The 21,993-nt window shown below is 72.3% G+C and carries 19 protein-coding genes and 1 pseudogene; 11 read left to right on the top strand and 9 right to left on the bottom strand.

Translation table 11 applies throughout. The annotated features are described in order from the left end of the window. Positions 1-111 precede the first annotated feature (111 nt). From ACIRFL_RS34270 to ACIRFL_RS34250, 5 genes and pseudogenes are all read left to right on the top strand, one after another. Positions 112-660: pseudogene (locus ACIRFL_RS34270) on the top strand (SDR family oxidoreductase); the annotation flags it as partial. Beyond that, positions 657-1,334: an isochorismatase family protein gene (locus tag ACIRFL_RS34265; protein ID WP_404036475.1), complete on the top strand. Its 678-nt coding sequence runs from the start codon at positions 657-659 to the stop codon at positions 1,332-1,334. The pseudogene ACIRFL_RS34270 and the gene ACIRFL_RS34265, both read left to right, overlap by 4 nt. Beyond that, positions 1,331-3,205: an anthranilate synthase family protein gene (locus ACIRFL_RS34260; protein ID WP_404036472.1), complete on the top strand. Its 1,875-nt coding sequence runs from the start codon at positions 1,331-1,333 to the stop codon at positions 3,203-3,205. Before ACIRFL_RS34265 ends, ACIRFL_RS34260 begins: the two co-directional genes overlap by 4 nt. Continuing rightward, a complete protein-coding gene (locus ACIRFL_RS34255; protein WP_404036469.1) occupies positions 3,202-3,549 on the top strand; it encodes a hypothetical protein in 348 nt (115 codons plus the stop codon). Before ACIRFL_RS34260 ends, ACIRFL_RS34255 begins: the two co-directional genes overlap by 4 nt. Then, positions 3,549-4,736 (top strand): 3-hydroxybenzoate 6-monooxygenase, encoded by a 1,188-nt coding sequence (locus ACIRFL_RS34250; protein ID WP_404036481.1) that lies wholly within the window; start codon positions 3,549-3,551, stop codon positions 4,734-4,736. The genes ACIRFL_RS34255 and ACIRFL_RS34250 overlap by 1 nt, the downstream gene beginning before the upstream one ends. Positions 4,737-4,801: 65 nt before the next feature. On the opposite strand, the gene rfbB is transcribed toward ACIRFL_RS34250, so the two are convergent. After that, positions 4,802-5,791 (bottom strand): dTDP-glucose 4,6-dehydratase, encoded by a 990-nt coding sequence (gene rfbB, locus ACIRFL_RS34245; protein WP_404036466.1) that lies wholly within the window; start codon positions 5,789-5,791, stop codon positions 4,802-4,804. Then, positions 5,788-6,849: a glucose-1-phosphate thymidylyltransferase gene (locus ACIRFL_RS34240; RefSeq protein WP_404036463.1), complete on the bottom strand. Its 1,062-nt coding sequence runs from the start codon at positions 6,847-6,849 to the stop codon at positions 5,788-5,790. The genes rfbB and ACIRFL_RS34240 overlap by 4 nt, the downstream gene beginning before the upstream one ends. A 162-nt stretch (positions 6,850-7,011) precedes the next feature. On the opposite strand from ACIRFL_RS34240, the gene ACIRFL_RS34235 reads away from it, so the two are divergent. After that, positions 7,012-8,142 (top strand): nucleotide disphospho-sugar-binding domain-containing protein, encoded by a 1,131-nt coding sequence (locus tag ACIRFL_RS34235; protein WP_404036460.1) that lies wholly within the window; start codon positions 7,012-7,014, stop codon positions 8,140-8,142. A 91-nt stretch (positions 8,143-8,233) separates the two neighbouring features. On the opposite strand, the gene ACIRFL_RS34230 is transcribed toward ACIRFL_RS34235, so the two are convergent. The 4 genes from ACIRFL_RS34230 to ACIRFL_RS34215 all read right to left on the bottom strand — a co-directional run bounded on the left by ACIRFL_RS34230 (position 8,234) and on the right by ACIRFL_RS34215 (position 12,046). Beyond that, on the bottom strand, positions 8,234-9,079 hold the full coding sequence (locus ACIRFL_RS34230; protein WP_404036456.1) for a BTAD domain-containing putative transcriptional regulator: 846 nt from the start codon (positions 9,077-9,079) through the stop codon (positions 8,234-8,236). Between the two features lie 153 nt (positions 9,080-9,232). Then, positions 9,233-10,132, bottom strand: a complete 900-nt coding sequence (locus ACIRFL_RS34225; protein WP_404036453.1) for an LLM class flavin-dependent oxidoreductase — start codon at positions 10,130-10,132, stop codon at positions 9,233-9,235. 32 nt (positions 10,133-10,164) lie between these two features. Further along, on the bottom strand, positions 10,165-10,470 hold the full coding sequence (locus ACIRFL_RS34220) for an antibiotic biosynthesis monooxygenase family protein (RefSeq protein ID WP_404036450.1): 306 nt from the start codon (positions 10,468-10,470) through the stop codon (positions 10,165-10,167). Between the two features lie 103 nt (positions 10,471-10,573). After that, the gene (locus tag ACIRFL_RS34215; protein WP_404036447.1) at positions 10,574-12,046 is read right to left on the bottom strand and encodes an MFS transporter; all 1,473 of its coding nucleotides are present in this window, start codon (positions 12,044-12,046) and stop codon (positions 10,574-10,576) included. Between the two features lie 257 nt (positions 12,047-12,303). Between ACIRFL_RS34215 and ACIRFL_RS34210 the strand changes: the two genes are divergently transcribed. Continuing rightward, positions 12,304-13,611 (top strand): NDP-hexose 2,3-dehydratase family protein, encoded by a 1,308-nt coding sequence (locus ACIRFL_RS34210; protein WP_404036444.1) that lies wholly within the window; start codon positions 12,304-12,306, stop codon positions 13,609-13,611. After that, on the top strand, positions 13,608-14,624 hold the full coding sequence (locus ACIRFL_RS34205; RefSeq protein WP_404036441.1) for a Gfo/Idh/MocA family protein: 1,017 nt from the start codon (positions 13,608-13,610) through the stop codon (positions 14,622-14,624). Before ACIRFL_RS34210 ends, ACIRFL_RS34205 begins: the two co-directional genes overlap by 4 nt. Here ACIRFL_RS34205 and soxR read toward each other — a convergent pair. After that, positions 14,587-15,042 carry a redox-sensitive transcriptional activator SoxR gene (gene soxR / locus ACIRFL_RS34200; RefSeq protein ID WP_404036438.1) on the bottom strand — a complete coding sequence of 152 codons (456 nt, stop codon included), beginning with the start codon at positions 15,040-15,042 and terminating at the stop codon, positions 14,587-14,589. The two genes, ACIRFL_RS34205 and soxR, sit on opposite strands and share 38 nt — an antisense overlap. A gap of 235 nt (positions 15,043-15,277) precedes the next feature. On the opposite strand from soxR, the gene ACIRFL_RS34195 reads away from it, so the two are divergent. Then, positions 15,278-16,417 carry an IS701 family transposase gene (locus tag ACIRFL_RS34195; protein ID WP_404036435.1) on the top strand — a complete coding sequence of 380 codons (1,140 nt, stop codon included), beginning with the start codon at positions 15,278-15,280 and terminating at the stop codon, positions 16,415-16,417. Here the strand turns inward: ACIRFL_RS34195 and ACIRFL_RS34190 are convergent. Continuing rightward, the gene (locus ACIRFL_RS34190) at positions 16,393-18,360 is read right to left on the bottom strand and encodes a helix-turn-helix domain-containing protein (protein WP_404036433.1); all 1,968 of its coding nucleotides are present in this window, start codon (positions 18,358-18,360) and stop codon (positions 16,393-16,395) included. The genes ACIRFL_RS34195 and ACIRFL_RS34190 overlap by 25 nt on opposite strands. Before the next feature lie 186 nt (positions 18,361-18,546). On the opposite strand from ACIRFL_RS34190, the gene ACIRFL_RS34185 reads away from it, so the two are divergent. Next, positions 18,547-19,257: a methyltransferase domain-containing protein gene (locus ACIRFL_RS34185; protein ID WP_404036431.1), complete on the top strand. Its 711-nt coding sequence runs from the start codon at positions 18,547-18,549 to the stop codon at positions 19,255-19,257. 32 nt (positions 19,258-19,289) lie between these two features. Continuing rightward, positions 19,290-21,386: an aminodeoxychorismate synthase component I gene (pabB, locus tag ACIRFL_RS34180; RefSeq protein ID WP_404036429.1), complete on the top strand. Its 2,097-nt coding sequence runs from the start codon at positions 19,290-19,292 to the stop codon at positions 21,384-21,386. 307 nt (positions 21,387-21,693) lie between these two features. Here the strand turns inward: pabB and ACIRFL_RS34175 are convergent, their stop codons facing one another. Continuing rightward, positions 21,694-21,993 (bottom strand): hypothetical protein, encoded by a 300-nt coding sequence (locus ACIRFL_RS34175; RefSeq protein ID WP_404036427.1) that lies wholly within the window; start codon positions 21,991-21,993, stop codon positions 21,694-21,696.

Below are 21,993 nucleotides of genomic sequence, written 5' to 3'. Positions count from 1 at the left end.
GGGGCCCTCGTCGAGGCCGCCGCGCCGGGGGGCGTTGCACCCCTCGCGGGCCGGCCGGGGCCGGGCGGGGGGGGGGGGGGGGCCGCCCCCCCCCCCCCCGCCCCCCCCCCCCTCGGCGGCGTCGGCAGCCTGGTGAACGCGGCCGGAGTGCTCAGGCCCGGACGCGCCCACACCCTCAGCCACGAGGACTGGGCCGACACCTTCGCCGTCAACGCGACCGGAGTCTTCCTGGTCTCCCGCGCCGTGGTGCGCCGCATGCTCGACGCGCGCCGCCCAGGGGCCGTGGTCACGGTCGCGTCCAACGCCGCGGCGACGCCCCGCACGGACATGGCGGCATACGCGGCATCGAAGGCGGCCGCGACCATGTTCACCAAGTGCCTCGGCCTGGAAGTGGCCCGGTACGGCATCCGCTGCAACGTCGTCGCGCCCGGCTCCACCGAGACCCCCATGCTCGCCTCGCTGTGGCGCGATCCGTCCGGGCGCACCGGCACCCTGGAGGGCGTGCCCGACGCGTACCGGGTGGGCATCCCGCTCGGCCGGATCGCCCGTCCCGGCGATGTCGCCGACGCCGTCGTCTATCTGCTCTCCGACCAGGCCCGGCACATCACGCTGCAGTCCCTCACCGTCGACGGCGGCGCCGCTCTGGGGGTGTCCGCATGACCCGGGCACTGCCCGCCCCCGGCATCCCCGCGATCGAGGGCTATCCGCTGCCGGGCCCCGGCGACCTGCCCGCCAACACGGCGCGCTGGACGCCCGACCCGCGGCGCGCCGCGCTTCTCGTCCACGACATGCAGCGCTTCTTCCTGCGTCCCTTCCCGGAGTCGGTGCGCACACCGCTGATCGCCAACACGGCGCTGGTGCGGCGCGCCGCGGCCGACACCAGGATGCCCGTCGCCTACACGGCCCAGCCGGGTGGTATGACACCGCGTCAGCGCGGTCTCCTCAAGGACTTCTGGGGGCCGGGCATGACCCCGTCGGCCGAGGACCGCGCGGTCGTCGGCGACCTCGCGCCGTCCCCGGCCGACCACACCTTCACCAAATGGCGCTACAGCGCCTTCGTCAACACCCGGCTGCTCGACTGGATGCGCAGCAAGCGGCGCGACCAGCTCGTCATCTGCGGCGTGTACGCCCATGTGGGCGTTCTGATGACGGCGTGCGAGGCGTTCTCACACGACATCCAGCCGTTCGTCGTGGCCGACGCGGTCGCCGACTTCGGCGCGGACGAGCACCGCATGGCCCTGCGGTACGCGGCCCGGCGGTGCGCCGTCGTCATCGGGGCCGGGCACTTCGACGCCGCGGTGCGTGCGGCCGGCGGGCGCGGGGAGCGGGAATGACCGACGCCCTTGTGGAGCGTGTGCTCGGCGGGGCCGTGGCCGCCTACGCGCTGCTGTACCGGCCCGAGGCCACGGGGCCCGGCGTCGTGGAGGTGCTGGCGGGCGACACCGTGACCCTGGACACCCTGTCCGGCCTCTCCGCCCTGCCCGCCGCCGCGTCCGGCCCGGACGGCGCCGCGGCACGCCATGACGCCCTGGTCCTCGTGCCGTACCGGCAGCTCGCCGAACGCGGCTACGCGGCACCCGACGACGGCACTCCGCTCACCGCGCTCGTCGTGCGCGAGCAGGCCCGCGTGGCGCTCGCCGATGTGCTCGCCCGCGTCCCCGCCACCCCCGCCGTCCTGCGCGGTGGCCGATTCGAACCCGACGACGAGACCTACGCGGCGGCCGTCCGGCGTGTCGTCGAGGACGAGATCGGCACCGGCGAGGGCGCCAACTTCGTCCTGAAGCGTTCCTTCGTGGCCCAGGTCGACGGCCACGACGCGCACACCGCCGTCCGCTTCTTCCGCCGGCTGCTCGGCCAGGAGAGCGGGGCGTACTGGACGTTCCTGGTGCACACCGGGGAACGCACCCTCGTCGGTGCCTCCCCGGAGCGGCACCTCAGCCTGGACGCCGGGCGGGCGGTGATGAACCCGATCAGCGGCACCTACCGCTATCCGCCCACCGGCCCGGTCCTCGACGAGGTCATGGAGTTCCTGCGGGACACCAAGGAGACCGACGAGCTGTACATGGTCGTCGACGAGGAACTGAAGATGATGGGCCGCATCTGTGAGGGCGGCGGCCGGGTCGTGGGTCCGCGGCTGAAGGAGATGGCGCGGCTCGCCCACACCGAGTACTTCATCGAGGGCCGCTGTACCCGCGCGATCCCCGACATCCTGCACGAGACCCTGTTCGCCCCGACGGTCACCGGCAGCCCGCTGGAGAACGCCGCACGGGTCATCGCGCGGTACGAGCCGGGCGGGCGCGGCTACTACGCGGGACTCGCCGCGCTCATCGGACGTGACGAGCGGGGCGGGCCGGTCCTGGACTCCGCCATCCTCATCCGCACCGCGGACGTGACCGGGGACGGCAGGGTCGAGATCGGGGTCGGGGCCACCCTGGTCCGCCACTCCGATCCCGCCGCCGAGGTCGCCGAGACCCGGGCGAAGGCGGCCGGGCTGCTCGACGCACTCGCCGGCCGCGGCGGCAGGCTCGCCGACCACCCCGAGGTGCGTGCCGAACTCGCCCGCCGCAACGCCCGCGTCGCCGGTTTCTGGCTGGCGTCCGGCGCGGACGACACACCGGCCGGTCTCGGCGGGCGGACCGCGCTGGTGGTCGACGCCGAGGACACCTTCACCGCGATGCTCGCCCATCAGCTGCGCGCGCTCGGCATGGCGGTCACCGTACGCCGCTACGACGAGCCGCACGCTCTCGGCGCGCACGACCTCGTCGTCATGGGCCCGGGACCGGGCGATCCCACCGACACCGGCCATCCGAAGATCGCACATCTGCGGGCGAGCCTGCATGAACTCCTGGACCGCCGGCTGCCGTTCCTCGGGGTCTGTCTCAGCCACCAGGTGCTGGCCTCGCTGCTCGGGCTCGACGTGCGCCGCAGGCCCCGCCCGAGCCAGGGCGAGCAGCGGTGCATCGAGCTGTTCGGCGAGCCGGTCAGGGCCGGCTTCTACAACACCTTCGCCGCGCACGGCAGCGACGACAAGGTGTACGTGGGCGGCGTCGGCGCGGTGGAGGTCTGCCGGGACCCGGACAGCGGCGAGGTGCACGCCCTGCGCGGACCGGGCTTCGCGTCGCTCCAGTTCCACCCCGAGTCACTGCTCACCCAGAACGGCCCGCGCATCGTGGGCTCGCTGATCAAGGAGGTGCTCAGGTCGTGAAGGCCGTCGTTGCCTGGTGGGATCTCGCGCCGTCCGGACGCGACGCCGCGTCGCTGCGGGCGTTCCTGCGCGAGGAGGCCGTCGCCCGGTTCGCTCGGGTGGCGGGCCTGCGGCTGAAGGTGTGGATGTCCGACGCGCCGACCGGCCGCTGGGGCGCGATCTTCCTGTGGGAGTCCGCCGAGGCCGCCGCTCAGCAACTGCCGGCGCGCGCCGCCGAGATCATCGGCTATCCGCCCACGGAGGTGCATGTCTTCGACGTGGAGGCGGTGACCGAGGGCCGGCACGGCACGCCGGAGCTCGCGGGGCTCGGCCTCGCCTACGCGGAGAGGAACCCGGCCGCGTGATGGACCTCATCGTCGTGGGCGGCGGCATCGGAGGGCTCGCCGCCGCCCTGGCCGCCGCCCGGGCCGGATGCCGGGTCACCGTACTCGAACGGCAGGAGGAATTCGGCGAGTTGGGGGCCGGCATCCAGCTCGGCCCGAACGCCTTCCACGCCCTGGACCGGCTCGGTGTCGGCGACGCCGTCCGTGACCGCGCCGTGCGCATCGACGCCCTGCGCCTGATGGACGGCACCACGGACGAGACGATCGCCGCCATGCCGCTGACCGGCGCGTATGTGACCCGCTTCGGCAACCCGTACGCCGTCGTGCACCGCGCCGACCTGCACCGGCCGCTGCTTGACGCCTGCCGCGAGGCCGGGGTCGGCCTGCGGGTGGCGAGCGGCCTGGTGCGCTACGAACAGAACGCGGCGGGCGTCACCGCCGTCCTGGCCGACGGCCGGCGGGTCCGGGGCCACGCCCTGATCGGTGCCGACGGCATCCGCTCCACCGTGCGCGCCCAGCTCGTCGGCGACGGCGAACCGCGCGTGTCGGGGCACACGATCTACCGGTCCGTCGTGCCGATGGACACGGTGCCACGGGAGCTGCGCTGGAACGCCGTCACGCTGTGGGCGGGACCGAAGTGGCACTTCGTCCACTACCCGATAGCCTCCGGCGAGTTCCTGAATCTCGCGGTCACCCGGGACGACGGCGCGCGCGAGGCGGTGGCCGGGGTGCCGGTGCCCAGGCAGCGGGTCCTCGGGGAGTTCCCCGGCCTCGGCGCCTTCGCCCGCCGGCTGCTGGAGCTGGGCCGTGACTGGCGTACCTGGGTGCTGTGCGACCGTGATCCCGTCGCAACCTGGACCGAGGGCCGCGTCGCCCTGCTCGGCGACGCCGCGCATCCCATGCTCCAGTACGCCGCCCAGGGTGCCTGCCAGGCGCTGGAGGACGCGGTGGTGCTGGGCGGGCTGCTCGACGGGGCCGCCCTCGACGACGTACCGCAGCGGCTGGAGAAGTACGCCGCCGCGCGCCGCGAGCGGACGGCCAGGGCGCAGCGGGTCGCGCGTCAGATGGGCGAGCGCCTTTACCACCCCGCGGGCCGGGCCGCGGCCGAACGCAACGCGATGCTCGGGGCGTTGTCGGTGACCGATCTGTACGACGCCGTGCAGTGGCTGCACGGCGAGCGTGCCTTCGCCGCCCCCGGTGCCGGCTGAGAGGTGCCGCGCGCGAAGGCCGCCCCGGTGCACGGGGCGGCCTTCGCGTCACAGGGGCCCGGGCGTCACGCCGAGCCGGCCCCGCCCTGCTTGAGCGGGCGCCACCAGTCCTCGTGGCCGCGGTACCACTCGACCGTCTCGCGCAGTCCCGCGTCGAAGGGCTTCAGCGGCCGGTAGCCCAGCTCCTCGCGGATCTTGGAGTCGTCGATCGCGTACCGCAGATCGTGGCCCTTGCGGTCGGTGACGAGCCGGATCCGGGAGGCGTCCGCGCCGCACAGGTCCAGGAGCCGTTCGGTGATCTCACGGTTCGTCAGGCCCGTGCCGCCGCCCACGTTGTAGATCTCGCCGGCCCGGCCCCGGGCGAGCACCAGATGCACGGCCCGGCAGTGGTCGTCCACGTGCAGCCACTCGCGCATCTGGCGGCCCGTTCCGTACAGCGGCACGCTCAGGCCGCTGATCAGGTTGGTGGTGAACAGCGGGATCAGCTTCTCGGGGTGCTGGCGCGGACCGTAGTTGTTGGAGCAGCGGCTGATCCGCACGTCCAGGCCGTGCGTGCGCCAGTAGGCGCGGGCCAGCAGGTCCGCGGACGCCTTGGACGCCGCGTAGGGCGAGTTGGGCAGCAGCGGCTCGGCCTCGTCCCAGGTTCCCGTCTCGATGGAGCCGTACACCTCGTCGGTGGAGATGTGCACGAACGTCTGGACACCGCAGTGCAGGGCGGCCTCCAGAAGCGTCTGTGTGCCGAGCACATTGGTCCGCACGAAGGCGCGCGGCCCGAGCAGCGAGCGGTCCACGTGCGACTCGGCCGCGAAGTGCACGACCTCGCGGTGGCCGGGCAGCAGCGCCCGCACCAGTTCCTCGTCGCAGATGTCGCCCTTGACCAGCGTCAACCGCGGGTGGTCCAGCGGCAGATTGGCGGTGTTGCCGGCGTAGGTGAGCAGATCGAGGACGGTCACCTCGGCTCTCTCGTAGCCTTCGTAACGGCCCTGAAGGAGGCTGCGCACGAAGTGCGAGCCGATGAACCCGGCGCCGCCGGTGACCAGGACGCGGTGTGTCACGCGACCACCGCCCGGCAGTCGTCGCCGACCACGAGCTGGTGCGCCCGGGTGCCGGGCGGCGAGGTGACCTTGGCGCCGCGGCCGATCAGCGAGGCGCGCACCGGCCGGACCCCGTCCAGCACGGCGCCGTCCAGCAGGATGGAGTCCTCGATGTCGGCGCCGTGCACGGTGCAGCCGGCGCCGAGCGCGGTGTGCGGGCCGATCCGGCTGTCCTGGACGACGGTGTCGGCGCCCACGACGAGCGGTCCGGTGAGCCGGGAGCGCACCACGGTGGCGCCGGGCTCGACGATCACCGCGCCGCCCAGCACGCTCTCCTCGTCGACCCGGCCGCGCACGTCGGACACGATCCGGTCCAGCAGCACGCGGTTGCACTCCAGCAGGCCGTCGATCTTCCCGGTGTCCTGCCAGTATCCGGCGTACTCCACGGCGGTGACCGTACGGCCCCGCGTGACCAGGTGCTGGATGGCGTCGGTGATCTCCAGTTCGCCCCGCGCGCCGGGCGGGACGGCGCGCACCGCTTCGTGGATGAGCGGGGTGAAGAAGTACACACCGATGACGGCGAGATCGCTGCGCGGGTGCCGCGGCTTCTCCACCAGGGCCCGCACGACGCGGTCCGGGCCGACCTCGGCGACACCGTACTGCCGCGGGTCCAGCACCTTGGTGACCATGATCTGGGCGGCCGGGCGGCGCGCCACGAAGGACTCGGCGGCCTCGCCGATGCCCTCGACGAGCACGTTGTCCCCGAGGTACATCACGAAGTCGTCGTCGCCCAGGAAGTCCTCGGCGATGGCCACGCAGTGCGCGAGGCCCAGCGGCGCCTGCTGCCGTATGTAGGTGATCCGCAGGCCGAGCCGGGCGCCGTCGCCGACCGCGGCGGTGATCTCCGCCGCGTGGTCCCCGACGATGATGCCGACCTCACTCACGCCGATGGCGCGGATGTTCTCCAGGCAGTGCACCAGGACCGGTTTGTTGGCCACCGGGACCAACTGCTTGGCCATCGAGTGGGTCAGCGGGCGGAGCCGGGTTCCCATTCCACCCGACAGGACGAGTGCTTTCATTGCAACCTCTCACTCAATAGGTGGGGAAGCGCCGGGTATGACAATGCCGCAACCATCTTGCGGTGCCCTTGAGAAGTCTTAGCGGTCCGCCAAGGCAGGCCGGCGAGCGCTCTCAAGAAATCTCCTGTGAGTTCCCTAGGACGCATTCCTAGGGTGACGGCCATGCATATTCTCTTTCTGGCCGGGGGAAGCCCGGCGACGATTTTCGGCCTGGCGCCGCTCGCCACGGCCGCGCGGAACGCGGGACACCAGGTGTTCCTCGCCTCCACCGAGGAGATGATGCCGGTGGCGGCCGGCGCCGGGCTGCCGGGCGTCCCCGTCACCACCCGTTCGATCCGTGACTTCATGACGACCGGCCGCTCGGGCGAGGCCCTTCAGTGGCCGGAGGACCCGCAGGAGCACATCCGTTTCATCGGCCGCGGCTTCGGCCGCATGGCCGCCGCCAGCCTGCCCGCGCTGATCGAGGTGGGCCGCGCCTGGAAGGCCGACCTGGTGGTCGGCGGCATGCTCTGCTTCGCCGCGCCGCTGGCCGCGAAGGCCCTCGGCGTCCCCTATGTACGGCAGGCCTGGGACACCGGCGAGCCGGCCGAGGTGGACGGCGCCGCGGCGAGCGTCATGGAGCCCGAGCTGACCGCGCTGGGCCTGGACCGGCTGCCGGAGCACGACCTGTACATCGACATCTGCCCGCCCAGCCTGCGCCCCGAGGACGCCTTCGACGCGCTGCCGATGCGGTACGTGCCCGGCAACGGACAGCGCGCCCTGGAGCCGTGGATGTACGTCCCCGGTGACCGCCGGCGGATCCTGGTGACCGCGGGCAGCCGGGTCAGCCGCCATCAGTACTTCGAGTATGTGCGTGAACTGGCGCGCAAGGTCAGCGCGTTGGCCACCGAACTGCTCATCGCCGTGCCCGACGAGGTCGCGGGCGAGCTGACCGAGGGGCTGCACCATGTGCGGGCCGGCTGGATGCCGCTGGACGTGGTCGCGCCCACCTGCGACCTGGTCGTCCACCACGCGGGCGGCGGCACGGCCCTGACGGCGATGAACGCGGGCGTTCCGCAGCTGCTCATCCCCAACATGCCCAAGCTGGTGCCGCCCTCGCGCCGTCTCGTCGACTTCGGGGCCGCGCTGATGGTGCCGGACGGCGAGGACTCCCAGGACGCCGTGGTCGCCGCCTGCGAGAAGATCCTCGGCGACCCCTCCTACCGGGAGCGCTCGCAGGCGCTCGCCGCGGAGATCGCCGGCATGCCGCTGCCCGCTCAGGTCGTGGGCGCCCTGGAGGACCTGGCCGGCTGATCCCGCCGGCCACGGACACGGCCGCGGAGTGGCACCGGGTTACCGGTGCCACTCCGCGGCCTCGCATGCGCGGGACCCTGCGCAGGGCCCCTCACCACGACGGGCGGGCCGAGGAACCGGCGGCCGCCCTCTCCCGGCCCGGGGTGAGCCCGTCCACGAGGTCGGTGTCGAGCCGGGGGTCGCCCGTGAGGATGGCCTCGTGCAGCAGCCGGACCCGCAGGCACGGTTCGATGCCGAGTTCTTCGGCGAGGGTCCGCCGCAGCCGGTGGAACGCCTCCAGTGCCTCCACCTGCCGGCTGGACCGGTAGAGGGCCAGCATGTACTGGGCGGTCAGGTTCTCGTTCAGCGGATGCCGTGCGGACAACGCGCCCAGTTCGCTGAGGAGTTGGTGGTGCAGGCCGAGTCGCAACTCGGCCTCGAAGCACTGTTCCATCATGCCGAGCCGCAGCTCGGTGAGGCTGTTGACCCGCTCGCGCAGATGAGGCCCCGGCGTCACGTCGGCCAGGACCTCACCCCGCCACAGGGACAGCGCGGCGCGGAAGATCCGCGACACGGCCCGGTCGTCACCGCCCCGCTGTGCCACCCGGCCCTCCTGCAGCAGCCGGCTGAAGCGGGTGAGGTCGAGGGCATCGGGTTCGGTGACGATGCGATAGCTGCGCGAGCCCGTGACCAGCTTCTTCCGGGCCGACGTCAACGAGCAGATCGAGGGCGAACGGGCGAGGGAGCGCCGGATCTGCAGGATGTAGGTCTGCAGGGTCGGTAAGGCGCTCGGCGGTGGATTGTTCTCCCACAGTTCCTGACTGCATATCTCGGTGGACACCGGAAGATTTGCGTGAAGCAGTAAAAGTGCCAGCAGATGCCGCTGCTTGGGCGCCGTCGGAAGATACTCGATCCCATCGTCCATGGCGGAGATCGGCCCCAGGACACGAAATTCCATTGATTCCCCTGAACAATATGGGGGCAGTTCGGATCCTGCCGCGTGAGGCCCCCACTTTCTGGCACGGATCGATCGGGGTGCAACGGAACCGGGGATATTCTGTCAGGTGGCCGAGGACGCCGGGCACAAAGCGTTGTCCGCACCGGCGTGCAATCAGGAGATCAACTGCCGTGCCTTCCCGAGCAGTTCGATCTGCTGCTCCCAGGACCCGCCGACGGGGCAGACCACGACGTGTTCGGCGCCCGCGGACGCGTACGCCGTGATGCGCTCGGCGATCAGTTCGGGCGGCCCGGACACCGCGACCGCGTCGGCGAGTTCCCGCGGGAACCCGAACTGTCCGTGCAGGACGTCCACCAGCGCGTCGTGCGAGAGTCCGCCCATGTGCCCGTCGAGCGCGGCGAACACGGTGACCGTGACACGCGACACCGACCGCCCGGCCGCGGCACTCAACTCCCGTAACTGCTCCCGCCCTTCGGCGACGCCCTCGGGGGTGATCGCCGCCGGCAGCCAGCCGTCGCCGAGTGCCGCGGCACGGCGCAGGGCGGCCGGTGAGCCGCCGCCGATCCACACCGGTGGCACGGGCACCGCGGGGGCCAGGGCCACCGTCGTGTGCGGCAGGTCGGGAAGCAGTGTCGGCCGGCCGGCCAGCAGCGAGGGCAGCACGCGCAGCGCCGCGTCGGTGCGCCGGGCCCGCTCGGCGACCGGCACCCCGGCGGCCTGCCATTCCTCGGCCGGTACGCCGCCGAGGCCCACGCCCAGGTGCAGCCGGCCCGGTGCCAGTGCGTGCAGTGAACCGATCTGCTTGGCCGCCCAGGACAGCCTGCGCAAAGCCAACTGCAGGACACCGAAGCCCACTTCGAGCCTGCTGGTGGCGGCGGCAGCGGCGGCCAGCGCCACGGTGCTCTCCAGGAACGGGGCACCGGTGGCCAGGTGGTCGCTGGCCCACAGCGAGTCGAGGCCGGCTGCTTCGGCGCGCTGTGCCACCTCCTGCGGGGCGGGCAGCGAGCCGTCGGGCGCGCTGAGGGACGAGTACGAGATGCCTGTCTTGACCATGAGTTCTCCTCCGGCGGATGAGCGGGCGGCGGTCACTGCGCGGCCGGGGCCGGCTCCCCCATGCTGACGACGGCGCAGCGGTGGTGATCGATGTCGACGAGCCCCTTGGTCCGGCCGAAGATCTGCTGGAACTCCGTCAGCGCCGCGCACCGTTCGAAGGACTCCTGGTCGTCCCACAGCGCGAGCGAGAAGTAGACGTCGGGCTCGTGCAGCGACCGCACCAGCTGATGGCGGATCAGCCCCGGCTGCCGCTCCATGAAGGCGCCGCCCTGGGCGTAGATCTCCTCGTACAGCTCGGTCGAACCGGTGACGGTGATCCGGTTGGCTATGACGTACATGCGGGCTCCCAGGGGTGAGGGGGTGGCGCGTCGGGCCTGACGGTGCACGAAAGGACGGCCGGAGCCGGCGACGGGGGAATGGCTCCGGCTCCGGCCGCCGGTCTCAGGCGGGCTGGTTCTCGGACTCGGACGTATGCTTCGGGGCCGGGCCCGCGGGGCGGGGCGCGGCGGAGCCGGAGAGCATGGCCGGCACGAGGACCGCGCCGACGGCGCAGACGCCCGCCACCCACCACAGGGCGATGTGCCAGGCGCTGCTGAAGTGGTCGGCGAGCACGGCGTGTTCGGGCCCCTCGGGCAGATTGCCCGCGGAGATCTCCTTGGCCAGGTGCGCCGAACCGACCCGGCTCTGGATCAGGCTGACCAGCAGGGACCCGAAGATCGCCAGGACCAGGGCCTCGGCGCCGCCGCGGATCGTGTTGAGGAACCCGGCCGCCATGCCCGCCCGCTCCGGCTCGACCTGGCTCATGGCCTGGCCGTCCGTGATGCCGAACGAGATGCCCATGCCGATGCCGATCACGACCAGCGGCCCGGCGAGCCGGCCCGCGCCGATCCCGGGCTCCAGGATGGTCAGCCATGCGCTGCCCGCCGCGATGAACAGCAGGGCGAGCATCATCAGGATGCGCGGCGGGAAGCCGTGGGTGATCAGCCAGCCGCCGATCTGCGGGGCGACCAGCACCGGCACCGTCATCAGGAGCATGGTCACACCGGCGCTGGTCGCCGAGGCGTCGCTCGCGCCCTGGAAGTAGGTCGGCAGATAGGTCAGCGTGCCGACGAATCCGATCGACGTGATCAGCGTGCCGACGCACCAGCCGGTGTAGCGGCGGTTCTTGATCAGGGTCAGGTCGAGGACCGGGTGGGCGCTGCGGCGCTCGACGATCGAGAACACGATGAGCAGCACCACGCCGAGGACGAGGCTGACCACGATCAGCGGGTCCGCCCAGCCGCTCTCCGGCCCCTGCACCAGACCGATCATCACCAGGGCAAGACCGAGCACGAAGGTGATCACGCCGGGTACGTCGACGCGCGGTCGTTCCCCGGCCCGCGACTCGCCGACCTTGACGGTGCCCAGCAGTACGAAGACCAGCACCACCACGTAGAACAGGAAGCTGGCGCGCCAGCCGAGGCTGCCCACCAGCCAGCCGGACAGCGTCGGCCCGAAGGCGATGCCGATGCCGACCACGGTGCCCATGGCGGCGAAGGCACGGGTGCGCGCCGCCCCGTCGAACGTGGTCGCCAGGATCGCACCGGAACTGGCCAGGACGCCGGCGGCGCCGACACCCGCGACGGCGCGGGCCAGGTCGAGCACCGCGATGTGCGGTGCGAGCGCGCTGATCAGCGAGCCCACGGCGAACAGCCCGCCGCCCAGCACGAAGATCCGGCGCCGCCCGAACAGGTCGGACAGCGAGCCCGCGACGAGCGTGATCGCCGCGAAGAGCAGGTTGTAGACGTTCACCACCCACATCAGGGGGGCGCCCGAGGTGTCCAGGTCCTTGCCGATGTCCGGCAGCGCCACGGCCGCCCCGGAGATGGACATGGGGACGACGAGGACGCCGAGCAGCACAACGACGAGCGTCATGGCCGGACTCGACTGTGGTGGAGATGACTTCGTTCCGGCTGTGCTCATCGCTTTCCCTTCCCGGATGTGACGCGGACAGCACCGAACGTAGAAGGTCAAGTTCGGTTGAGGTCCAGCGCGGCTCGCGCACTTCGTCAGGTCGGTCGGGGGCCCAGATTCCCGTCAGGAAGTCTCTAGGGCCGTGGGCGAGCCTGGGTCCCGACGGCCGGGGCCTGCCCTGGCCGGCCGGCCCACGACGGTCTCCCGAGGAGAGTGCGATGGTGTTCACGGACCTGGCGGACTTCCACCACTGGCTTGCGAAACGTCACGAAGCGAACGAGTATCGGGTGATCCCCGCGCCGCTGAACCGGCTGGACGGCTGGGCCGCGGACCCGGTCACCGGCGATCTCCACCACACCAGCGGCCGCTTCTTCACGGTGCACGGCCTGGACGTGACCGGCTCGGGACGCGAGGTCGGGCACTGGCAGCAGCCGATCATCAACCAGCCGGAACACGGTGTCCTCGGCATCCTGGTCAAGGAGTTCGACGGTGTGCCGCACTGCCTGCTCCAGGCCAAGATGGAGCCGGGCAACATCAACACCCTCCAGCTCTCCCCGACGGTGCAGGCGACCCGGAGCAACTACACCCGCGTGCACCGCGGGCGCGCGGTGCCCTACCTGGAGCTGTTCATCGCGCGCGGGCACGGCCGCCCGCTGGCCGACGCGCTGCAGAGCGAACAGGGCTCGTGGTTCCTGGCCAAACGCAACCGCAACATCGTCCTGCTGATCGACGACGACATCCCGGTCCTCGACGACTTCTGCTGGCTCTCCCTCGACCAGATCGGCGACCTGCTGAAGGTGCACGACCTGGTCAACATGGACACCCGTACCGTTCTGTCGCACCTGCCGGACGCGCTGCTGCCCGCGGGCGGGCGTTTCCGCGGCGCCCCCGCCCACACCCTGGCGGACCTGCTCAACTGGCTGACCCACCACAAGACCATGGACCGCACGACGCGCCGCACCGTGCCGCTCGCCAAGACCGAGGGCTGGCGGCTGACCGACGAGGAACTGCGGCACGAGCACGACCGCTACTTCCGTGTCGTCGGCGTCGACGTACGGGCCGAGAACCGCGAGGTCGCGCACTGGTCCCAGCCGATGCTCGCGCCCTGTGGCGAGGGCGTCGTCGCCTTCGTCGTCCGCCGGATCGACGGTGTCCCGCACGTCCTCGTCCAGGCCAGGGCCGAGGCCGGCACCCCGGACGGCGTCGAGATCGCCCCGACCGTGCAGTGCAGCCCGGGCAACTACGCGCACCTCGCCGACGGGGTGCGCCCCCGCTACCTCGACACCGTCCTGTCCGCACACCCCGAGCGGGTCCTGTTCGACGTGGTGCACTCCGAGGAGGGCGGCCGCTTCTACCACGCCCGCAACCGCTACCGGGCCGTCGAGGTCCCCGACGACTTCCCCGTCGACGTCCCCGACGGCTTCCACTGGGCGACCTGCGGCCAGCTGGCCCGGATCAACCAGTACGGGGGACTGCTCAACGTGGAGACACGCAACCTGCTGACCTGCATGGGGTTCATCGCATGAGACCGCAGCGGCCCGTACGCGTGGGGGTCATGGGCTGCGCCGAGTTCGCGCTGCGCCGCATGCTGCCCGCCATGGCCGGCAGCCCGGACATCGAACTGGCCGCCGTCGCCAGCCGCCGCCCGGCGGCGGCCCGCGAGGTCGCCGCGCGCTTCGGCGGCAGCCCCGTAGGCGGCTATGAACGGCTGCTGGACTTCCCGGGCCTGGATGCCGTGTACATCCCGCTGCCGAACGCGCTGCACGCCGAGTGGGTGCTGCGCGCCCTGGACGCGGGGCGCCATGTGCTGGCGGAGAAGCCCCTCACCACCGGCGCCGGCCTCACCCGGGAGGCCGTGCGGCGGGCCGAGGGGCGCGGGCTCGCCCTCGTGGAGAACTTCCTGTTCGTGCACCATCCGCAGCACGCCCGGGTGCGCCGCCTGCTCCGGGACGAGATCGGTGAACTCCGGCAGATGTCCGCCGCGTTCGCGATCCCGCCGCGCCCCGCCGACGACATCCGCCACCGGCCGGACCTCGGCGGCGGCGCCCTGCTGGACGTCGGCGTCTATCCGCTCAAGGCCGCGCAGCACTTCCTCGGCACCGGCCTCGCCGTCGTCGGAGCCGCCCTGCGTCAGGGCCCCACCGGTGTCGACGTCGAGGGCTCGGTGCTGCTGCGCCGCGCGGACGGGGTGTGCGCCCAGCTGTCCTTCGGGATGGAGCACGCCTACACGTCCCGCTACGAACTGTGGGGCACCCGGGGACGTATCACCGTCGACCGGGCGTTCACCCCGCCCGCGGACCACCGGCCCGATGTGACGGTGGAGCGGGACGGCGCCGTCCGCGGCATCGCGCTGCCCGCGGCCGACCAGTGCGCGGCGGCCGTCGCCGCGTTCGCCGCGGCCGTGCGCGACCCGGAGTCCTGCCGTGCGGCGGCCGGGCGCTCCGCGGACCTCGCCCGTCTGACCGACGACGTCCGTGCCGCCGCCCGTGCCGCCGGGCACATCACGGCAGCCGTCGCGCCCCCGGGCCCTGCCGGCTGAGCACATCGTGCGGATTGGACAGCGCGCAGTGTTCCAGCGACAGGCAGCCGCAGCCGATGCACTCCGTCAACCGCTGCTGCAACGCCCGCAACTGGCGGATACGGGCGTCCAGTTCCGGCTGCCAGGACCGGGCCAGTCTGGCCCAGTCCTCCCGGGTGGGCGTGCGGCCCTCCGGCAGTTCGGCGAACGCCTCCCGGATCGCGGCCAGCGAGATACCCACCGCCTGCGCGGTCCTGATGACGGCGACCCGGCGCAGCGTGTCCCGACGGTAGCGCCGCTGGTTGCCGCCCGTACGACGGCTGTGGATCAGCCCCTCGCGCTCGTAGAAACGCAGTGCCGAGGGGCGCACGCCGCTGCGTGCCGCCAGCTCCCCCACGGTGAGTTCCCGGGCCGGCGGACGGGACGGTTCTCGGTCCATCCGCCCACGCTATGAGCCTTGGGGCGTCCTCCCGATCGACTCGCACCGACTGTGTCATGTCACCGGAGCACCGGACGTTTTCCCAGGTCAGCGGCGCTCCCTGGTGACCTGGACAACGAGCGGGGCACCGAAGTGTGTGGTCGGCGGCCCTCCCGCCGAGCGGGCTGCGGCACCGACGGTGGAGACACACATCGCGTGGTGACCGTACCCCTGTGACAGCGGGAGAAGAAGCATCGTGATCGCATCCGCCGGACCCGGACTGTCCTCCAGGCTCTTCGCGTCCCTGCGCCGTCGTGACCAGCGCACCAAGGCGGAGCTCTACCTCACGGGGCTGCTCGCCACCGAGGGCCGCAAATCGGTGCGCAACATCTCCGCTTCGCTCAGCGGCGCGGGCGACGGCGCCACGGAACAGAGCCTGCACCACTTCATCACCAGTTCGACCTGGGACTGGGCCCCGGTACGCACGGCGCTCGCCGAGACGCTGGCCGAACGCGCCCCGCGGCACGTGTGGACGGTGCGGGCCCTGCCGATACCCAAGGCGGGCACCCACTCGGTCGGCGTGGACCGGCTCTATGTGCCCGGGCTCGGCCAGTCCCTGCACGGCCAGTTGGCGTTCGGCCTGTGGTGCGCCGACGAGCAACTGGCCGCGCCCGTCGACTGGCGGCTGCACCTGCCGGACAGCTGGCTGAGCGAGGCCCCGCGACGCGCCCGCGCCGAGATACCCGCGTCCGCCGCACCGGAGGACCTGGACGAGTGCGCCGTCTCCCTGGCGATCGGCGGCGCGGGCCGCACCACGGGACGACCGGTGGCGCTCGATCACATACCGGCCAGGCCCGGCGCCGTCGCCGACGCGTTCACCCGGGCCGGTGTGCCCTTCCTCGCCCGGATCACCGCACGCACCCCGCTCGCCGTCGCGGACCCCGCGCTGCCGGGCGCCGGGGCGGGACCGCTGCCCGCCGGGCAGATCCTCCAGGCGCTGCGCGGGCTGCGCCGCCCGGTGACCTGGCCCGACCCCGGCCGCACCCCGGTGCGCCGCAGCTCCCTGGTGGCCGCCGTCCCGGTCCGCGTGGGCCGTGCCGCCGCCGGGCACCGGTTGCTGCTGCTCGGCGAGTGGACCGATCCGCGGCGCCCGCCCGCGGCCCTGTGGCTGACCTGGGTGCGCGGCGCCTCCGCGGGCACGCTGCTGCGCCTGACCAAGTACGCGGCCCGGGTCCGCGTCGACGGCGAGCCGCTGGGCGACCGCGCCGGCCTGCGCGACTTCGAGGGCCGCTCCTTCCCGGGCTGGCACCGGCACATGACCCTCGCCTCGGTGGCCCACACGGTGTTGGCGGCCTCCGTCGCGGACACCTCCTACGCGTTGCCGCTGTCCGCCTGACGCCGTGCCGTGCGCGGCAGCCGGCCGAGCAGCGTGTTGCGCGTCCGGTGCAGCCGCAGCGCCAGCTGGATCTCCAGGGTGCGCCCCGGCTCCTGCCAGTTCTCCCCGAGCAGTTCGGTGATGCGGTCGAGGCGGCGGGCGACCGTGTTCGGGTGGATGTGCAGCACGCGCGCCGCCCGCCGCGGGCTCGCCCCGGCCGCGAAGTACACCTCCAGGGTGCGGGCGAACTCCGTGTAGCGCTGTTCGTCGTGGGCCAGCACCGGTCCGAGCACCGACTCCACATACGACGGAACACTCAGCACATCCGTCAACAGCACGCCCAGAAAGCCCAGTTGTTCCGGAGTGGCGACACTCCCCTGGCTGCCGAGTTCGGTCAGCGCGGTCAGACAGCGCTGGGCGTCGGCGTGCAGCCCCGCCACCTCCAGCAGGCCCGTCCGCGGTCCCGCGGCCCCCACCGTCACCGGCACGCCCACCAGCGGCGACAGCTCCTTGTGCGCGGCCTGCGCGGCGGCCGCCGCGTCACCGCCGGGCAGCAGCAACGACAGACAGTCGCCCCGTACGCTCTTCAGTCCCTGCTTGCGATGCGCGTACGACGTCGCCCACGCGGTCGCCCGCCGCAGCGAACCGCCCTCCGGACGCGCCACGACCACGACGTACGGCGTCTCGGGCGCGATCCCGAGCCGGCTCGCCTGCTCCCCCAGCTGCCGCCACGCAAGTCCCGTGGAGTCCGGTGCCAGCAGCGCCTCGAACAGGGCGTCACGGGACCGCCCCTCGGCCGTCGCCCGGTTCCGGTCGCGCAGCAGGGACAGCGCGATCGTCCTCACCACCATCCGCAGCGCGCGCGGACCCCGCTGCCCGGTGAACGGCGTGTCCGGCAGGAACAGCACCGTGCCCAGCGGATCGCCGCCGCCGGTGACCGGGGCCACCCACGCCCCGTCGTCCATCGGCACCGGTTCGCCCGCCGCCATCGCGTCGAGACTGCGCTGGGTCAGGATCTCGTCCTCGTACTCGGGCAGCCGGCCGTGCGCGGCGAGCAGTTCGCCGCCCAGCTCGCGCACCGCCAGCGCCCCGCCCAGCGCGGTCGCCGCCACCTCGGTGATCGTCTCCAGCGCGCTGCCGTCGTCCACCAGGGTGAGCAGATGGTCGTACGCCGCCTCCATCCGGCGGTGCGCGCCGACGATGGACCACGCCTGGGCGCCGTCGCTCTCCAGTTCCGCCTTCTGCGCACCGAGCGACTCGATCAGCCGGGCCGTGCCGATCGTGGTCGCGGTCAGGGAGGCGAGCGTGGACAGCGAGCTGATCTCCTGGGCGGTGAACCAGCGCACCTCGCGATGCGCGGCGTACAGGGCTCCCGACACCCCGCCGGAGGCCCGGAACGGCACGGCCACCATCCCGCGCAGGCCCTCCGCGCGCACCACCTCGTCGATCTCCTCCGAGTGCTCGATGGAGGGGTCGGCCAGATAGTCGGAGGTGGAGAACGGTGCCCCCTTGTCCAGGGCGGCGCGCCCGATCCCGAACGGGGCGGTGACCCGCAGCCCTATGTTCAGCGCCGTCACGTCGCCCTCCGACGCCACGACCGTGATCGACCCGTCGGCCTGCTCGTGCAGACCCAGATAGGCCAGATCGACCCGGAGCAGTCGGCGGGCCCGCTGCGCCGCGGTGCGCAGGGTGCCCTGCACGCTCTCGGCCATCGCCTCGGCCAGATCACGGGAGGTGTCCACGAGCGAGACCAGCGTCGCCTCCCTGTCCTGGGCCTGCGCGAACCGGTCCAGGACGGACGAGCCGAGCGCGACCGCCTGCTCCAGTTCCCGCATCTGCTGCGTGCTCGCGCCGAGCGTCCTTGCGTCCAGGAGCAGTTCGTCCAGTCGGTGTGCGGCTCCTTGCTCGGCGAGTGCGGTCAGGACATCCATCACCGTGGGAAGCCGGCGGGACGCTGGGGACATGGTCCTTCCTCTCCAAGGGCGGTGGGCCGTGACGCCCAGTGGTGACGCGAGCACTACAAGGGACCGTCAACCTTGTCATGAGACCACCTTTTGCGTGGTCATTACCTTGCACACAATGGCAGGCGCGATGGATCGCGGTGCGCAGGAGGCGGGGGCTACGCGCCCGCGAACCCAGGGAGGGGACCCATGAAGGGCGTCCGCAGTTACGAACGCTCGCTCGCCCGCAGCAGGGCCGCACGCAGCCGCGAGGACCGCCCGGAGGTCTTCACGCTGCACGGCCGGCAGTGGGACCTGCTGGACGAGGTGTTCGCCCCGCCCTTTTCCCCGTCGACCGGTGTGGCCATGGACCTCCTCGGCCTCACCGGGTCCGGCCGGCCGCCCTCCGGTTCCTTCCTGGAGATCGGCTGCGGCACCGGCGTCATCGCCGTCTCGGCGGCCCTCGCCGGCTGCGACCGTGTCGTCGCCGCCGACATCAACCCGCACGCGGTCCGCAACACCGAGCTGAACGCGGCGCGCCACGGCGTCGCCGGACGGGTGCGGGCCCTGCGCAGCGACCTGTTCGCACACCTTCCCGAAGCGGACCGCTTCGACACCGTGTACTGGCACTCCAACTTCGTGCTGGCCCCGCCCGGTTACCGGCACCGCGACATCCACGAGCGGGCCTATGTGGACCCGGGCTACGAAGCGCACCTGCGCTATCTGCGCGAGGCCCCGCGGCGTCTGACCGAAGGGGGCCGGGTGCTCCTGCACTTCTCCAGCCGCGGCGACCTCGCGACGCTGCGCCACAGCGTCGCCGACGACGGCAGGGACCTGCGCCCGATCGCCTCGGCGACCGTGCGGGAGGGCACGGAGGACATCGAGTACACGCTGCTTGAACTGATCACCGCGGCAGGCTGACCGGCCGCGGCCCACTGACCACCGGAGCAGACGTGCGCACGCTGATCGTCGACAACTACGACTCCTTCACCTTCAACCTCGCCCATTACGTCGCCCAGGTGACGGGTGTCGAACCGACCGTGATCCGCAACGACGACCCCACCTGGCACCCCGGGGTGCTCGACACGTACGACAACGTCATCCTCTCCCCCGGCCCGGGCACCCCCGTGCGCGCCGGCGACGTCGGCATCTGCCGCGAGGTCGTCGAGCACGGCACCCTGCCGGTGCTGGGCGTCTGCCTCGGCCACCAGGCCCTGGCCCTGTGGCACGGGGCCACCGTCGGCCGGGCCGCGGAACCGTGGCACGGCCGGCTCTCGCCCGTCCTGCACGACGGCACGGATCTGTTCGCCGGCCTTCCCGACGGGTTCCAGGCGGTGCGCTACCACTCGCTCGCCGCCACGGACCTGCCCGAGGAACTGGAGGCCACCGCCCGCACCCCGGACGGTGTGCTCATGGCACTGCGGCACCGCCGACGCCCGCTGTGGGGCGTGCAATTCCATCCGGAGTCCATATCCACCGAGTACGGGCACGAGATACTCGCCAACTTCACCCGGCTGACCCGCGAACACCGGGCCCGCCGCGGCCTGCCCGTCCGTCCGGCCGCCGCGCGCCGGGCCCGGCCGGGCCGCCCGGCGGCGCCGCGGCGCCGGCTCAGGGTTCTCACCCGGCAACTGCCGACCCGCTGGGACAGCGAGACCGTCTACGCGCACCTCTACCGCGGCAGCGGCCACGCGTTCTGGCTCGACAGCAGCCGCAGGGACTCCGTCACCGGCCGGTTCACGATGATGGGCGACGCGGCCGGTCCGCTGGCCCGCGTCGCGACCGCCGACGTGTGGCACGGCACCGTCACGGTCACCACAGCCGCGGGCACCCGCACCGAAGGCGGCGCCTTCCTGGACTGGCTCGACGCCGACCTGCGCTCGATGGACACCCAAGTACCCGCGCTGCCCTGTGACTTCGCACTCGGCTGGGTCGGTGTGCTCGGCTACGAACTCAAGGCCGAGTGCGGCGGCGCGCGCGCTCATCGCTCCCCGGAGCCCGACGCGGCGATGATCTTCGCCGACCGGGCGATCGTCTTCGACCACCTGCTGGGCACGACCCATCTGCTGGCCCTCGCCGAGGACGACGAGGCGCCGGCCCTGGCCTGGCTGGACGCCACGGCCGCCCGCCTCGGACGCCTCGCCGCCGAGGAGCCGCCCCCGCCCGGCGAGGCCCCGGACACCGCCCCTCTGACCGGCATCCGCCTCAGGCACGACCGGGAGACCTACCTCGGGCTGATCGACCGCTGCCAGGAGGAGATCAGGGCGGGCGAGACCTACGAGGTCTGCCTGACGAACATGATCACGGCCAGCGGCGACCTCGACCCCTGGCAGGCGTACCGGCGACTGCGCCGCACCAGCCCCGCCCCGTTCGCCGCCCTGCTCACCTTCGGCCCCGGCCTGTCCGTGCTGAGCACATCACCGGAACGGTTCCTGCGCGTGTCCGCGCAGGGCGTCGCCGAGTCGAAGCCCATCAAGGGGACCCGGCCGCGCGGCGCCACCGCCGCCGAGGACGCGGCACTCGTCGCGGACCTGCGCGGCAGCGAGAAGGACCGGTCGGAAAACCTCATGATCGTCGATCTGGTCCGCAACGACCTGGGCCGTACCGCCCGCACCGGCTCGGTCACGGTCGACGAACTGTTCCACGTCGAAAGCTACGCCACGGTCCATCAGCTGGTGAGCACCATCCGGGCGCGGCTGCGCGACGACGCGAGCGTCGTGGACTGCGTACGGGCCGCCTTCCCCGGCGGTTCGATGACGGGCGCCCCGAAACTGCGCACGATGCAGATCATCGACCGGCTCGAAGGCGGACCGCGCGGCATCTACTCGGGCGCACTCGGTTACCTCTCGCTGTCCGGAGCGGTCGACCTGAGCATCGTCATCCGCACGCTCGTCGTCACACCGGGGCAGGTCCGCTACGGCGTCGGCGGCGCGATCGTCGCCCTGTCGGACCCGGAGGACGAGTTCGAGGAGACCGCGGTCAAGGCGCGTCCCCTGCTCACCCTCTCCCAGGAGGGCTTCCCCGGCCGCACCCCCCAGCCGGCCCGCTGAACCACCCCCACGCCGTGCCACGATCACACCCACATCGGCGTCACCGTCGGCGTCTATGCCCACGTCCGACTCCGCCTCCAACGCCAAGCCATCGAAACCTTGGGCACCGCCCTCGGCCTGGCCAACGACGCCCCTGACGAGCCATCCGACGGAGCAGCCGTCCGCTGACGTTGCCGTCAGCATTGCCGGCAAACGCCCAGAGAGCCCTGCCGTACTGCGTCCGGCAGGGCTCTCTGTTTGACATTTTCCGCAGCACTTCCCCTTCACCGCCTGGTACTTAATTGCAGGCCAGAAGAAGTGAATTAGCTTACGGAATCCCGAGAACGTTGGACACTGCTTCGTGCACCTGAGTCGCAACGCGAGTTAGCTGCTTAAGCTCATCCTCGCTCTTGGCGGCTCGCTCCAGTTGCCACTCGATGAACATGGGTGCGAACCAGATGAGTTGTACGAGTCTCGCTTCCACAGTCTCGCCGATCGGAGGGATCCGAGAAAGTAGCGTTACGTATGCTTCACCAGCATCGGGATCAAATTTCCCAGACCGGAGCTTTCCGAGAAATCCAGACTCGTCATCCCATGCTTCGTCTAGGAGTTCCAGCAGGTCATCCAT

The sequence above is a fragment of the Streptomyces sp. NPDC102462 genome, from assembly GCF_044765425.1.
Taxonomy (GTDB): Bacteria; Actinomycetota; Actinomycetes; order Streptomycetales; family Streptomycetaceae; genus Streptomyces.
Note: the sequence above shows the minus strand (reverse complement) of the source record. Positions and strands in the feature narration are given on the sequence as shown.

Excerpts from the sequence above, each read along its gene's own strand:
- soxR (WP_404036438.1), bottom strand. The coding sequence starts at position 15,042 with ATGGACCGAGAACCGTCCCGTCCGCCGGCCCGGGAACTCACCGTGGGG.
- ACIRFL_RS34235 (WP_404036460.1), top strand. The coding sequence starts at position 7,012 with ATGCATATTCTCTTTCTGGCCGGGGGAAGCCCGGCGACGATTTTCGGC.
- ACIRFL_RS34210 (WP_404036444.1), top strand. The coding sequence starts at position 12,304 with ATGGTGTTCACGGACCTGGCGGACTTCCACCACTGGCTTGCGAAACGT.
- ACIRFL_RS34230 (WP_404036456.1), bottom strand. The coding sequence starts at position 9,079 with ATGGAATTTCGTGTCCTGGGGCCGATCTCCGCCATGGACGATGGGATC.
- ACIRFL_RS34190 (WP_404036433.1), bottom strand. The coding sequence starts at position 18,360 with ATGTCCCCAGCGTCCCGCCGGCTTCCCACGGTGATGGATGTCCTGACC.
- ACIRFL_RS34220 (WP_404036450.1), bottom strand. The coding sequence starts at position 10,470 with ATGTACGTCATAGCCAACCGGATCACCGTCACCGGTTCGACCGAGCTG.
- ACIRFL_RS34250 (WP_404036481.1), top strand. The coding sequence starts at position 3,549 with ATGGACCTCATCGTCGTGGGCGGCGGCATCGGAGGGCTCGCCGCCGCC.
- ACIRFL_RS34205 (WP_404036441.1), top strand. The coding sequence starts at position 13,608 with ATGAGACCGCAGCGGCCCGTACGCGTGGGGGTCATGGGCTGCGCCGAG.
- ACIRFL_RS34265 (WP_404036475.1), top strand. The coding sequence starts at position 657 with ATGACCCGGGCACTGCCCGCCCCCGGCATCCCCGCGATCGAGGGCTAT.
- ACIRFL_RS34185 (WP_404036431.1), top strand. The coding sequence starts at position 18,547 with ATGAAGGGCGTCCGCAGTTACGAACGCTCGCTCGCCCGCAGCAGGGCC.
- ACIRFL_RS34260 (WP_404036472.1), top strand. The coding sequence starts at position 1,331 with ATGACCGACGCCCTTGTGGAGCGTGTGCTCGGCGGGGCCGTGGCCGCC.
- ACIRFL_RS34225 (WP_404036453.1), bottom strand. The coding sequence starts at position 10,132 with ATGGTCAAGACAGGCATCTCGTACTCGTCCCTCAGCGCGCCCGACGGC.
- ACIRFL_RS34215 (WP_404036447.1), bottom strand. The coding sequence starts at position 12,046 with ATGACGCTCGTCGTTGTGCTGCTCGGCGTCCTCGTCGTCCCCATGTCC.
- ACIRFL_RS34175 (WP_404036427.1), bottom strand. The coding sequence starts at position 21,993 with ATGGATGACCTGCTGGAACTCCTAGACGAAGCATGGGATGACGAGTCT.
- ACIRFL_RS34240 (WP_404036463.1), bottom strand. The coding sequence starts at position 6,849 with ATGAAAGCACTCGTCCTGTCGGGTGGAATGGGAACCCGGCTCCGCCCG.